The sequence below is a fragment of the Aeromonas sp. SG16 genome, assembly GCF_024436135.1.
In the GTDB taxonomy this organism is placed as follows: domain Bacteria; phylum Pseudomonadota; class Gammaproteobacteria; order Enterobacterales; family Aeromonadaceae; genus Aeromonas; species Aeromonas jandaei.
In genome coordinates this window covers 685,300-699,242 of the sequence record NZ_JANFNW010000001.1, presented here as the reverse complement: position 1 = coordinate 699,242, position 13,943 = coordinate 685,300, and the positions used below count along the sequence as shown (strand labels likewise).

The following is a 13,943-nucleotide window of genomic DNA, read 5'->3' as shown; positions in this document are numbered from 1 at the left end:
TTAACGGAGTCAAAACCATGGACTGGTTTCACAACTTGCAAGTCAGAACAAAACTGGTGCTCTCATTTTCCGTTTTGATGGTGCTGCTGGTGACCTTGACCGTCACCAGCTACTACTCCACCAAAACGATGGCACTGCTTGTCAGAAGCATGCATGCCAACCAACTGGTGCCCATTCGGGATCTGGCCAACGCCAACATGCAGGCGATCTACATGAACCGGGCTCTCTATCGCTACGTGCTGGAGACCAAGGAGGAGAGCAGAAAGCTCAACGCAGGCAACATCCTGCGTTACGAGAGTCAGCTCAACAAACTGCTCGATGCCTATCGCAAAACCTATCTGACCCAACCGGAAATCGATGCGCTGGCCCGCTTCGATCAATCCTGGGTCACCTACAAGTCCTATGCCGATATCATCATGCGCACCGCGCAGTCGGACACCGGCGACAATGTCAACAACCAGAAGGCCGCCCAGATCATGGCCGAGCAAGGCCGTCCAGCCTTTGACAAGTCAGATGATCTGCTGACCGAGCTGGTCAATATCAATGACCGCCTCGCCACCCAGTCGTTGCAAGAGAGTGAAGATATCTATCAGGACAACCTGAGCCTGCTGATCCTCATTTCCTGCTCTGCCTTCGTAATCTGTCTGGTGCTGGCTATGCTGGTCACTCGCAGCATCCTGCGCCAGCTGGGGGGCGATCCCTCCTATACCGTTCAGGTGGTTTCCCGTGTTGCCGCCGGGGATCTCTCGACCCCGGTCAAGCTGCGCAGCGATGACAGCAGCAGCCTGCTCTTTGCCATCAAGAGCATGGCCCACCGCCTCTCCGATATTCTCAACGAGGTGGGCGCCATGTCGGAAGCCATCGGCTCGGCCTCTGAACAGGTCGCCGCCACCGCCAACTCGCTGTCGCAAACTTCCTCCGAACTGGCCTCCAGCGTCGAGCAGACCAGCGCCTCCGTCGAGGAGATGGCGGCCACCGTCAGCCAGAACGCCGACAATGCCAAGGTCACCGAGAATATCTCCACCAAGGCGGCCAGCAGTGCCACCGAAAGCGGCAAGGCGGTGGGCGAGATGGTTCACGCCATGAAGGAGATCGCCTCGCGCATCACCGTCATCAACGACATCGCCAACAAGACCGACCTGCTGGCCATCAACGCCGCCATTGAAGCGGCGCGCGCCGGTGAACACGGCAAGGGTTTTGCCACCGTGGCGGCCGAGGTGCGCAAACTGGCGGAGCGCTCGCAAAATGCCGCCAAGGAGATTGGCGAGCTGGCTGGCCGCTCGGTCAGCGTTGCCGAACAGGCTGGCACCCTGCTGCGGGAGATGCTGCCGGGGATCGATCAGACTGCCACTCTGGTGCAGGAGATCGCATCGGCCTCCCGTGAACAGCGAGCCAGCGTCTCCCAAATCAATATTGCGGTGACCCAGATCAGTGATGGCATGCAGGCCTCCGCTGCCTCGGCCGAGGAGCTGAGTTCGACCTCGGAAGAGCTGAGCTCCACCGCTTTGCAGCTGCAGGAGTTGATGCAGCAGTTCACCCTGCGCGGCGGCAATAACCGTCAGTCCACCCAGTTTCATGCCGCCGGTTACAGTGCCAGACCGGTCATCCCGAAAAAGAGCACGCTGAGCCAGCACCTGCACCATGACGACGATCTGGAGCGGGAAGTGGACGATGGCAAGTTCAGCAACTATTAGGAGCAGCCCAATGCGCACAACACATGCCCCTGATACTGTCACCTCCCACTTCCACTGCGTGACCTTCATGCTGGGAGGGGAGCTCTACGGGGTCGATATCGGCTGCATCCGCGAGATCATCGAGTTCGAGGGGATGACGCCGGTGCCCATGATGCCGCGCTTTGTCAGGGGGATCATCAACCTGCGGGGCGCCGTGGTGCCGGTCATCGACCTCTCGATCCGCTTTGGCCGGGGGCAGACCCCGATCCAGCCCACCACCTGTGTCGCGATCCTTTCGCTGCCCAACAGCAATGGCGAAGAGCAGGAGATCGGCATGCTGCTCGACTCCGTCTGCGAGGTGCTGGAGATTGCCACCGACACCATAGAGCCGGCCCCGACCTTTGGCGCCCATATTCGCGGCGACTTCATCCAGGGGGTGGTCACCATCGCTCAGCAGTTCGCCATTTTGCTCGACATGCACAAGGCTCTCTCTATTGCCGAGCTGAGCGCCATGGCCGAGGCCACCACCAGCCAGCTCTTCAACAGCGAGCAAGGGGGCTATTAGTGGCGGCATCCCTCACCACCCCGGAGCAGGGGCCGGTGCTCACCCAAAGAGAGTTCGAACTGTTCCGGCGCTTTATCTTCACCGCCGCCGGCATCGATCTCGCCCCCTGCAAGCGGGCGCTGGTGCAATCCCGCCTCGCCAAGCGGCTGAGGGCGCTCAATCTCACCAGCTACTACGGCTACTGGGAACGGATCAACCAGCCACAGAATGTGCAGGAGCGACAGCTCGCCATCAATCTGCTCTCTACCAACGAAACCTATTTTTTCCGCGAGGCACAGCACTTCAGCTGGCTGAAACACCATGCCGAACAACTGTTCGCTAGCCGCCATCAACCACTGCGAGTCTGGTCTGCCGCCTGCTCCACCGGTGAGGAGGCCTACTCCGCCGCCATGGTGCTGGCCGAACAGCTCGGCATCAACGAGCGCTGGCGGATCTACGGCACCGACATCAATACCCGGGTGATCCCCTTTGCCCAACGTGCCATCTATGCCGTGGAGCGGGCCCAGCATGTCCCGCCCCACCTCTGGATGCGCTATTTCCAGCGCGGTCACGACGAATATGCGGGCAAGGTTCGGGTGAGACCCGAGCTGGCGAGAAAAGTGTCATTCTCCAACCTCAACCTGCTCACCTGCGGCAACTTTATCGAGCGGGAGTTCGACGTCATCTTTTTGCGCAATGTGCTTATCTACTTCAACGAAGAGACCAAAGGCCAGGTGCTCTCCCAATTGTGTGAGCTGCTCAGGCCCGGTGGTTATCTGCTGGTCGGCCATTCGGAGATCATCCGTCAGCAGGATCTGCCACTGGTGCAGGAGGCCCCTTCGCGCTATCGCTGCCAACCTCAGCTTTTCAAGGATGAAACATGACCATACGGGTATTGATCGTGGACGACTCGGCACTGGTGCGGGAAGTGCTGACCCAGATGCTGGGCAAGGCCGCCGATATCGAAGTGATGGGGGCGGCATTCGATCCCATCTTCGCCATGCAGCAGATGAAGAAGAGCTGGCCGGATGTGATCATTCTCGATATCGAAATGCCTCGTATGGATGGCCTCACCTTCCTGCGCAAGATCATGAGCGAGCGCCCGACGCCGGTCATCATCTGCTCTTCCCTGACCGAAGAGGGGGCTGCCATTACCCTGGATGCCATGGCTGCCGGAGCCATCTCCATCATCACCAAGCCCGCGGTCGGCATCAAAAGCTTCCTGCAGCAATCGGCCAACGAATTGATTCAGGAGATCCGTACCGCCGTCAACGCCAAGCTGCGCAACCTGCTGCCAGACCACCAGCAGCCCGGTTTTACTCCCCCTCCCAAACGCACCGCCGATGCCATGCTCTCGCCCCCGCCGGAGCGGGTCAAATTTCGCACTACCGACCGGATCATCGCCCTTGGCACCTCCACCGGCGGCACCCAGGCCCTTGAATATCTGCTGACCAGACTTCCGGTCACCTGCCCGGGGCTTGCCATCGTGCAGCATATGCCGGGGCGCTTTACTGCCTCGTTTGCGGAGCGCTTGAACGGCCTTTCCAAGATCGAAGTCAAAGAGGCGGCCACCGGCGATCGCCTGCTGCCCGGGGTGGCGCTGATCGCACCCGGTGGCAAACATCTGCTGATCCAGCGCAGCGGCACCCAATATCTGGCTGAGGTGAAAGAGGGTCCCCCCGTCTCTCGTCACTGTCCCTCGGTCGATGTGCTGTTTCGCTCGGTGGCGGTCAGTGCCGGTCATAACGCCCTTGGCGTCATCATGACCGGCATGGGGGATGATGGCGCCCGCGGTATGCGCGAATTGCATGACACCGGCGCTCGCACCATCGCACAGGATGAGGCGAGCTGTGTGGTCTTTGGCATGCCCAAAGAGGCAATCGCCCATGGCGGGATCGATGAAGTGATGTCCCTTGCCCAGATAACCCAGACGCTTGGCCGTCCCGATTGAGAGGAACCACCATGTCCCTAGAACAATGGCAGGGCCGCAGCGCCCTGGTGGTCGATGACTCCCGTACCCAGCAGTATGAGGTGACCTGTCTGCTGCAAGAGCTGGGCTTTGGCCAGATCCATCTGGCCAACGATGGTCAGGATGCCCTCAACAAGCTGCAGCAACTGGAGCATGTCGATCTGCTGCTGACCGATCTCAACATGCCGGGCATGGATGGGGTCGAGCTCATCAGCCAGCTGGAGAAGCACACCTGCTATCAGATGTTTGTCGCCGTGATGAGCGCCGTGGATCGGGATGTGCTGGATGTTATCCACTCCATCGCCGATGCCGGCACGCTGGAGGTGATCGGCGTACTGGCCAAACCGCTCAGAGCCCAGGATCTGCGCAACATGTTGCAGCACTGCGATCCGCGGGTCCATCGGGAGAGCAACAAATGGATGCAGCTCACCTTCACCAGCGACGATGTCCGCCATGCTCTGGAGCAAGGCCAGCTGGTTCCCTTTTTGCAGCCCAAGATCACCATGAGCGATGCCAGCCTCTATGGCTTCGAGGCGCTGGTGCGCTGGCATCACCCCGAGCATGGCACCCTGCCCCCGGTCTGTTTTGTTCATCATCTGGAAGAGGGGCCGCTGGCGCTCGATTTTTTCTACGCCTTCCTGCATGCCACCTGCGAGGCACTCAACAAACTCACTCTGCAAACCGGCCAGCTCAGCTGCTCCATCAACCTGCCGGTCTCGCTGCTGACGACCGACAAGCTGGTGGAAACCATGGTAGAGGTCGTGCAGGGCCATCGCCTGCCCTGTCAGGCGATTATCATCGAAGTCACCGAGACCACCTTCATGTCCAACCTCGCCGTGTCGCTCGGTACCCTCGCCCGCCTGCGACTGCGTGGCTTCGGTGTGGCAATGGACGATTACGGCACCGGCTACTCCTCGATGAAACAGCTGTCCCGCTGCCCGTTTACCGAAATCAAGATAGACAAGGAGTTTGTCCACGATGCCCATACCAGCCCCAAGAAGCTGGCCATCCTCACCTCCGCCATTGTGATGAGCCAAAAACTGGGGCTCAAAACCGTCGCTGAGGGAGTTGAGAGCGAAGAGGATTGGGATCAGCTGGCCTTGCTGGGGTGTGATTTAGCCCAGGGCTATTACATCAGTCGCCCGCTGCCGGTTGAACAGATTGCACACTGGTTCGGCGAATGGCAGGCAAAAAACGCTATTTATCCGGAAGACCAACCCTGATTGGGAAAATAACTTAAATTTAAGGTGTCGTGTAATTTCGGCATGGAATGCAAATACATCAGCATGAGGCTCTATATGATAAATCTGATCCGTCTTGTATCGATAAAAATGCGACTGATGCTCGCCTTTTTGCTCGTCAACCTGATCCTGATCGGGGTGGGATTTTACGGCAAGCAAAATACTGCAACCGTCAACGACATGTTGAATGACATGTATCTCAACATGCTGGTCCCGATAAAGGATCTATCCAACGCCAATATGCAGGCTATTTATCACAACCGCTCCCTGTTTGATTATGTGATTGAGCCAACCAAACCGGGCATGGATGCCATCTCTCATAAAATGGATGGCTACGAGCAGAAGATGAACGAGCTGCTCAACCAATACCGGGCGACCGAACTGACCGAGCCGGAAAAAGTGGTGCTGGCCGATTTTGATCGCGCCTGGCCCCTTTACAAAGAGGCGGCCAAAAAAGCGATGGCAGCCAGCTACGCCAATGATAACGACACCGCCGTCAAATTGATGAAGGGGGAAGCAGCCGCGACGTTTCAGGTCGCCGATGACCTGCTCAGCAAGCTGGTGGATATCAACCAGGGGCTGGCTAAACAAGCCTATGACGATAGCGACGTGATTGTTGCCGATATCTCCACTGCAACCTACACCGTCATCACAATATCAGTCGCCCTCTCGGTAGTGCTTGGCTGGCTGCTTAGCCAGAGCATCAACCTGCCGCTTGGCAACATCATGGAAGAATTGAAACAATTGGCCGCCGGTTATCTCACTGGCAGTGATAATCGTGACGGGCAAGACGAGATCACCCAGATGCAGATCTCCATGGGCAACGCCCGCCGCAGCCTGCGCAACATCGTATCCACCATGCAGCATGCCGCCGAAGGGCTCAGCGCCAGCTCCTCCCAACTGGTTGCCGCAGCGCAGCAAGTCAACACCAGCTCCCAGCAGCAATCGCTGGCGACCGCCAACACAGCCGCATCAGTTGAAGAGCTGACCACATCGGTCTCCCAGCTCTCCTCCTTTGCCAATCAGGCCAACAGCGTGGTCATGGAGTCCGGTGAAATCGCTCATGCCGGTGAGGAGCAGGTCAAGCGGGCGTCGCAGGAGGTGGTGCGCGTGACCAATGCGGTCAACGATTCCGCCAAGCAGGTGCAGGGATTGTTTGATGACATCACTCGCATCAGCCAGATCTCGGTGATGATCCAGGGGGTCGCCGATCAGACCAACCTGCTGGCGCTCAACGCGGCTATCGAGGCAGCCCGGGCTGGCGACATGGGCCGCGGCTTTGCGGTCGTTGCCGATGAGGTGCGTACGCTGGCGGCCCGCACCACACAAGCCACCCAGGAGATCAACGAGATGCTCCAGTCAATCCAGCAGGGAGCAACCGGCGCGGTCAAGGGAATGAACGCCTGCTCCGACAGCATGGGCACGGTACGCGAAACCACCGACAACTCCAGCCACACCATGGCGCAGGTAGATCAGAGCTCCCGCAAGGTGGTGGGCCTTATTCAGGAGATCAGCTCCATGCTGCATGAACAGGCGGCGGCCAGCCAGTTGATCGCCCAGTCGGTCGAGGAGATCACCCAGATGTCGCTGGAAAACGTCTCGGCCGCCGAGAGCGTCAACCACGATGCCTCCCAGCTGACCGATATCATCAAACAGCTCGACGAGGGGATCCGCTTCTTCAAGGTGTAAAACGGGCTCAAAACAGGATCAGATGCAAAGTGGCGGGCAATCCCGCCACTTTTTTATTTCAACTTCACTCAGGGTAACGGCCCGTCTCGATTACCAGACACGCAATCCAGCCATTTGCCAAACAACGGCGGCATCACTCTCCGGGAAAACTGAAATATAAGCAAATAACGGGGTAACACTGTGAGGAAATAGAGGCAGATAAATGGAACTGAAAATAGCGGCGACAGGGCGCCGCTTTTAGCTGACCTGACGATATTGCTCGGTCAGGACAATACGAGGGGTCATCCGGTTATTCATCACCTTGATAACGCCAAAACGGGACAAGGTTTTGCTGGTTGTCAGTACAAAATCTTGGGTCAGGTTCATGCAGACACTCGCCTGATCACCCGCTTCAATGACCATAAATTCCCCTCTGCCGTGGGGCGTATTCATCCAGACCAGATCGCCATTTTGTGGCGATATAACCGGGTGCTGCTCACCAAAAAACCAGCTTTGTGGCATCAGGGGTTTATAAAAACGGCTCACTGCGATGGCATTAAGCACCAACTGAACCTGATGAGGAATACTCCACGCCAGTTCTGCCGCTTTATCCATCAATTGATAATAGAGCGCCGCATCATCGACACAAAAAGGCTGGGTGGTAAATGAACTGGGTACCAATTGCCGCCCTTTATATTCGGTGGCAAATAGCATGTTATCAGACAGGTCCAACATCAGACGGTCATTCTGGGCATCATAGTGCCATTGCCAGCTATCGGTCGGTTGGATAAGCATGCGGGAGCCCTTACTTGATAATTACCAGTTGACTTTATTCCATATGCAGGAAATCAGCAACGTCAAATAAAGGGCTCCCCAACTATTTCTTAAATATTGGTCACAATCTCTTTGACCAGACCCGGCCCTTTATAAATAAAACCGCTATAAATTTGTACCAGACTGGCTCCGGCAGCCAATTTTTCACGCGCCGCCATGGCACTATCAATACCACCGACCCCGATAATTGGCAGAGCCCCATCAAGCGCTTTGGCCAGATGACGGATCACCTCGGTGCTCTTGTGCTGCAGCGGACGACCACTCAGGCCACCCGCTTCACCGGCATGAGGCATGTCGTAAATCATCTCGCGCTCGAGGGTGGTATTGGTGGCGATGACACCATCAATACCATTGCGAACCAGCGAAGCGGCAACCTGATCTATTTCCTCGAAGCTCAAATCCGGCGCAATTTTTACCGCCAACGGCACATATTTTTTATATTGGGCGGCAAGTTCCTGCTGGCGGGTTTTCAGCGCGGCGAGCAATTCATCGAGCGCCTCGCCATATTGCAGCGAACGCAAACCCGGGGTGTTGGGAGAAGAGATATTGACGGCGATATAACCGGCATGGTCATACACCTTGTCCATGCAGAAGAGGTAATCATCCTTGCCCTGCTCGATGGGGGTATCTTTGTTTTTGCCGATATTGATGCCAATTACCCCCTGATATTTGGCCTCTTTGACCCGCGCCACCAGATGATCAACCCCCTTGTTGTTGAATCCCATCCGGTTGATGATCCCCTCTGCCGGAATAACCCGGAACAGACGCGGTTTGTCATTGCCGCTTTGCGGTCTGGGGGTAACGGTACCTACCTCGATAAAGCCAAATCCCATGGCCCCCAATGCATCAATACACTCCCCATCTTTATCCAGACCGGCCGCCAACCCCACCGGATTGGCAAAAGAAAGCCCCATGACAGTGACGGGGCGTTTCGGCAAATTCTGGCGGAAGAAACAATCGAGTGGCGTACCGAGAAGGCGGGGCAAATATTTCATGGAGAGATCGTGAGCCTGTTCCGGATTGAGTTTGAACAGGAAATGCCTGGCGATGGGGTACAACATCTTTGCTCCTTAAAGAAAGCCCCGGCAACTGGCCGGGGCTTTGGGTGTTATGCCGCTGTTATGCTTTCAGGCAATTACAGTGATCGGCAATTCAACTGGAGCAGGTTCAACTCTCGCAAGGCCACCGAGAACTTGGCGAACTCGTGAGTGCTGGTGGTCTTGAAGTCGGCCAACATATGGGTCCAACGGGACAAGAGTTGTTCATGCTCCGAAATCCAGTCGGCCAGTATGGTAGCGCATTCTCCCTGATCTTTGCACCCTTCCAGTACCACGGAAGTGAGACTGCGCTGCTGCCAGTCCAGATCTTCGCGGAAGGAGGCCCGCGCCATCGCCTGCCAGTGGTTGCCCACCGGCTGATGGTTGATCTGGTCGAGGAACCAGTGCAGGTCCAGCTTGGCGCCAAGGCGGTAGTAGACATTGGCGGCGCGCAGGATGTCGGTCTTGTGCTCCGCGGCAATCTGCGCCAGATCCAGAGTCGAGAAGAGGCTGCTCATATGGGCGACCTGACGGGCGATGGCCTCCGGCACCTGTTTCTCCACCAGCTTCTGCACTGCCAGCTTGTGCTCGGCTACTTCGCTCTCATCCATGACCTCATAGAGGTGCTGACTCAAGGTTTCGAAGGCCGGACGGAAGAAGGCGATGTTCTCGCTGATGCTCCAGCTGCGGTTGCGGGCACGCAGGAACCAGCGGGTGGCGCGGCGCACAATGCGGCGGCTGTAGAACATCAGCTCGAGCTGGGTCTCTGCCCCCACCTGGTTGTCGCACCCTTCGATGTCGCGCCACAGCCGGTTCATGCCAAACACCTCGCGGGCCATGGCAAAGCAGCAGGCCACTTCGGCGACCGAGGCTCCAGTCTCGTCCTTCATCCGGCTGGCGAAGTTGAGCCCCATGTCGTTGACCAGCATGTTGGCTACCCGGGTCGCAATGATCTCGCCACGCAGCGGATGCTGGGCCAGTGCCGCACCGAACTGCTGCTGCAGTTTGGGCGGGAAGCTGGTCACCAGCATGTTGGCGAGGAACGGCTCGTCGGTCACTTCCGGGCAGTTGAGCTGCTCTTTCAGAACCATCTTGCCGTACGCCACCAGCACCGCCAGCTCGGGTCGGGTCAGCCCCTGCCCTGCCGCCATCCGCTCGGAGAGCTCCTCATCGGATGGCAGGAACTCCAAAGCACGGTCGAGCTTGCCTTCCCGCTCCAGCCCCTGAATAAAGCGCTGCTGCTCTTTGAGTTGTTCAGAGCCGCGGAAGCTGGTGACCGAGATGGACTGGGACTGGCGATAGGCGTTGGTGATGACGATCTGCGCCACATCGTCGGTCATATCAAAGAGCATCTGGTTACGCTGCTTGAGGGTCATATCCCCGGCTGCCACCAACTGGTTCAGCAGGATCTTGATGTTCACCTCGTTATCGGAGCAGTCCACACCACCCACGTTGTCGGTAAAATCGGTATTGATGCGACCGCCCTGACTGGCGTACTCCACCCGGCCAAGCTGGGTAAAGCCGAGATTACCGCCCTCACCCACGATGCGGGCCCGCAGATCGCGGCCATTGACCCGCAGAGCATCGTTGCTGCGATCACCGACCTCGGCGTCGCTCTCGCGGGCGCTCTTCACATAGGTGCCGATACCGCCGTTCCACAGCAGGTCGACATTCAGGCAAAGCAGTGCCTTGATCAGCTCGTTCGGCGCCATGCTGCCCTTGTCGGTACCGAGCAGGGTCTGCATCTCGGGGCTGAGCTTGATGGACTTGGCCGAGCGCAGGAAGATACCCCCCCCTGCCGAGATCAGGCTCTTGTCGTAGTCATCCCAGGTCGAGGTTGGCAGCTCGAACAGACGCTTGCGCTCGACAAAGCTCCTGGCCGAATCCGGATTGGGGTCGACGAAGATGTGCATGTGGTTGAAGGCGCCCACCAGTCGGGTGTGCTCGGAGAGCAGCATGCCGTTGCCAAACACGTCACCGGCCATATCGCCGATCCCGACGCAGGTAAAATCGGTGGTCTGACAGTTGATACCCAGCTCGCGGAAGTGGCGCTTGACCGACTCCCAGGCGCCACGCGCTGTGATGCCCATCTTCTTGTGGTCATAACCGACCGAACCGCCGGAGGCGAACGCGTCACCCAGCCAGTGGCCATACTCCAGGCTGATTTCGTTGGCGATATCGGAGAAGGTAGCCGTCCCCTTGTCGGCAGCTACCACCAGGTAGTAGTCATCCTCGTCGTGACGCACCACATCCTTGGGCGGGATCACCTCACCTGCGATGATGTTGTCGGTCACATCGAGCAGACCGCGGATAAACAGGCGATAGCAGGCCTTGCCCTCTTCCTGAATAACGGCGCGAGGGGCCCCCGCCGGCATCTGCTTGCAGTAGAAGCCGCCCTTGGCCCCCACCGGCACGATGACGGTGTTCTTCACCTGCTGGGCTTTGACCAAACCCAGCACTTCAGTGCGGAAGTCTTCTTTGCGATCGGACCAGCGCAGGCCGCCACGGGCTACCTTGCCCCAGCGCAGATGCACCCCTTCCACCCGCGGTGAGTAGACAAAGATTTCGAATTTCGGCAGCGGCAGCGGCATGTCGGTGATGCTGGACGGCGCCAGCTTGAAGGAGATGTAGGGCTTGATGTTGCTCGCCTTGTCCAGCTGGTAGTAGTTGGTGCGCAGGGTGGCGTCAATCATCTCCACATAGCGGCGAATGATGCGATCGTCATCGAGGTTGGCCACCAGATCCAGCTTGGCGGCAAGCTCCTCGTGCAGTCTGGCCCCGGTTTCCGCATTGCGGGTCATGGCCGGATTGAGACGCTGCTCGAACAGTCCAAACAGCAGGCCAGCGATATCGGGATAGCGGGTCAGGGTCTCTTCGATATAGGACTGGCTGAAGGATACGCCGGTCTGGCGCATATATTTGGCATAGGCGCGCAGCACCGAGACCTGACGGCCAGTGAGACCCGCCCCCAGCACCAGTCGGTTGAAGCCATCATCTTCCAGCTGCTTGTTCCAGATGGCCGCGAAGGCTTCCTGGAAGCGCTGCTGGCTCTGCTCCAGATCGAACGGCTGATCGCTGTGCAGCAGCATGGAGAAGTCGAGGATCCAGAACAGCTCGCCCGCCGGAGTACGCACCTGATAGGGGGTCTCGCCAATAACCCGCAGCCCCATGTTCTCCAGCATCGGCAACACGTCGGAGAGATGGATAGGTTCGGTGCGGTGGAACAGCTTGAGGCGAACCCGGCGATCGTTCTCCTCTTCCTGAGCGCGGTAGAACAGCATGCCGAGTGGCTCGGCTTCACTCAGGTTGTCCAGCGCCATGATGTCGGCCACGGCAGAGCCCGGCAGCACATCTTCCTTGTAAGCGCGGGGGAAGGCGGTGCAGAAACGACGGCGCAACTCGTTGCCACGGGCCTCGCCATAGTGGGAGAGCAGCACGGAGTCGAGTCTGTCGTCCCAGCTGCGGGCCGCTTCAATCAGGTTGTTCTGTACTTCGTTCACATCCACATCCACGTTGTTGTTGTTAACCCGCACTATGTAGTGAGTCCGTGCCAGCACGCCCTCGGTGAAGTAGACGTTGAACTCCACCTCTTCGCTGCTGCCGAAATATTGTTGCAGGATCTGCTGGGTCTTGATCCGCAGCGCGGTGTTGTAGCGCTCCTTGGTGACATAAACCATGCAGGAGAAGAAGCGGCCATAGACATCGCGGCGCACGAACAGGCGCAGCATGTCCCGCTCCTGCATCTCCAGCACACCCAGACCGGTAGCCAGCAGCTCCTCTTCGCGGGCCTGGATCAGCTCGTCACGGGGATAGGTTTCCAGCACGTTCAGCAGCGCCTTGTAGGCGTGGGAGCCCTTCTCATGGCCGGAGGAGGCCATGATGCGCTCGAGACGGTGGCTGATGAGCGGGATCTGGGTTGCACTGGTGTTGTAGATGGAGGAGGCATACAGACCGATAAAGCGATCTTCCCCCACCACCTTGCCATGCTCGTCGAAGCGCTTGATGCCGATGTAATCCACATAAGCCGGGCGATGAACTCGGGATTTGCTGTTGGATTTGGTGAGGATCAGCAGATCCTGACTGAGGGCGGCGTGACGGGCGCTGGCCGGCATATTGCCAAGACGCTGCCCCTCATCCTTGATGGAGTTCTTCATCAGTCCGAGGCTGGAACTGGCCTGCGGCAGGATCTCGTGATCCCCCTCCACCGCCTTGACGTCGTAGCGGCGATAACCCATCAGGGTGAAGTTATGGGCCGCTACCCATTTTAGAAACGCGATGCAGGAGTTGACCTCCTCCTGGCTCACCGGATGGTTGCGCTTGGGCAGCTCGTCGATGATTTCATTGAGCTTGGCCAGCATCGGCTGCCAGTCACCGACCGCCAGCGCAACTTCGCCAGCCACGGATTTCAGTTCGGCTGCCAGCGCTTCCATCTGCGCTTCGCTGGTAAGGTGATCGATTTCGATGAGGAAAGCGGTCTCGACCGATGTCTGCCCGTCGGTATTGTCGAGATCCAGAATGGCGCTGATCTTGCCCTCTTCGCCGCGGATCAGGTGCAGCGGCTGGTGCAGCATCATGTGGGCGGTGATATTGAGACGCTTGAGCGCCATCCGGATGGAGTCCACCAGGAAGGGGGAATCCTGCAGGATCACCTCGACGATAGTGTGGGGGGACTGCCAGCCATGGCGGGTCAGCTCGGGGTTGTAGACCCGGATATAGGGTTCGGTACCGCTACGCTGATTGAGGGCATTCCAGAGGCTAAGCGCCGCGCCGTAGAGATCGCTGTCGTTGCGATCATGCATGTCGGAGCTCGCCATGTTGCCGTAAAACTTGGCCACGAAGCATTCGACCAGAGAGGCACTCTTCTTGGGCAGTTTTTGATGGATCAGGCCGAGAACGTTTTCGAGCAGAACTGAGGTAGGGGCGTCTTTCAATGCCATTTTTATATTCCTTATCGGACGACATTAACCACCGACGCAG

The 13,943-nt window shown here is 58.2% G+C and carries 9 protein-coding genes; 6 read left to right on the top strand and 3 right to left on the bottom strand.

The window, feature by feature from the left end; genetic code table 11:
- Positions 1-17: 17 nt before the first annotated feature.
- The 6 genes from NOM67_RS03210 to NOM67_RS03180 all read left to right on the top strand — a co-directional run bounded on the left by NOM67_RS03210 (position 18) and on the right by NOM67_RS03180 (position 7,116).
- A complete protein-coding gene (locus NOM67_RS03210) occupies positions 18-1,694 on the top strand; it encodes a methyl-accepting chemotaxis protein (protein WP_255933761.1) in 1,677 nt (558 codons plus the stop codon).
- A gap of 10 nt (positions 1,695-1,704) precedes the next feature.
- Positions 1,705-2,238: a chemotaxis protein CheW gene (locus tag NOM67_RS03205; protein ID WP_033113544.1), complete on the top strand. Its 534-nt coding sequence runs from the start codon at positions 1,705-1,707 to the stop codon at positions 2,236-2,238.
- The gene (locus NOM67_RS03200; RefSeq protein WP_255933760.1) at positions 2,238-3,101 is read left to right on the top strand and encodes a protein-glutamate O-methyltransferase CheR; all 864 of its coding nucleotides are present in this window, start codon (positions 2,238-2,240) and stop codon (positions 3,099-3,101) included. The genes NOM67_RS03205 and NOM67_RS03200 overlap by 1 nt, the downstream gene beginning before the upstream one ends.
- Positions 3,098-4,168 carry a chemotaxis response regulator protein-glutamate methylesterase gene (locus tag NOM67_RS03195; protein ID WP_156852793.1) on the top strand — a complete coding sequence of 357 codons (1,071 nt, stop codon included), beginning with the start codon at positions 3,098-3,100 and terminating at the stop codon, positions 4,166-4,168. The genes NOM67_RS03200 and NOM67_RS03195 overlap by 4 nt, the downstream gene beginning before the upstream one ends.
- A gap of 11 nt (positions 4,169-4,179) precedes the next feature.
- Positions 4,180-5,409: an EAL domain-containing protein gene (locus NOM67_RS03185; RefSeq protein WP_305121609.1), complete on the top strand. Its 1,230-nt coding sequence runs from the start codon at positions 4,180-4,182 to the stop codon at positions 5,407-5,409.
- 75 nt (positions 5,410-5,484) lie between these two features.
- Positions 5,485-7,116 (top strand): methyl-accepting chemotaxis protein, encoded by a 1,632-nt coding sequence (locus NOM67_RS03180; RefSeq protein WP_255933759.1) that lies wholly within the window; start codon positions 5,485-5,487, stop codon positions 7,114-7,116.
- A gap of 237 nt (positions 7,117-7,353) precedes the next feature.
- On the opposite strand, the gene NOM67_RS03175 is transcribed toward NOM67_RS03180, so the two are convergent.
- From NOM67_RS03175 to NOM67_RS03165, 3 genes are all read right to left on the bottom strand, one after another.
- Complete coding sequence (locus tag NOM67_RS03175; RefSeq protein WP_041207787.1) at positions 7,354-7,890, bottom strand: cell division protein ZapC; 537 nt, start codon at positions 7,888-7,890, stop codon at positions 7,354-7,356.
- Positions 7,891-7,979: 89 nt separating this feature from the next.
- Complete coding sequence (gene pyrD, locus NOM67_RS03170; RefSeq protein WP_033113539.1) at positions 7,980-8,990, bottom strand: quinone-dependent dihydroorotate dehydrogenase; 1,011 nt, start codon at positions 8,988-8,990, stop codon at positions 7,980-7,982.
- A 74-nt stretch (positions 8,991-9,064) separates the two neighbouring features.
- The gene (locus NOM67_RS03165) at positions 9,065-13,903 is read right to left on the bottom strand and encodes an NAD-glutamate dehydrogenase (RefSeq protein WP_255933758.1); all 4,839 of its coding nucleotides are present in this window, start codon (positions 13,901-13,903) and stop codon (positions 9,065-9,067) included.
- Positions 13,904-13,943: the final 40 nt, after the last annotated feature.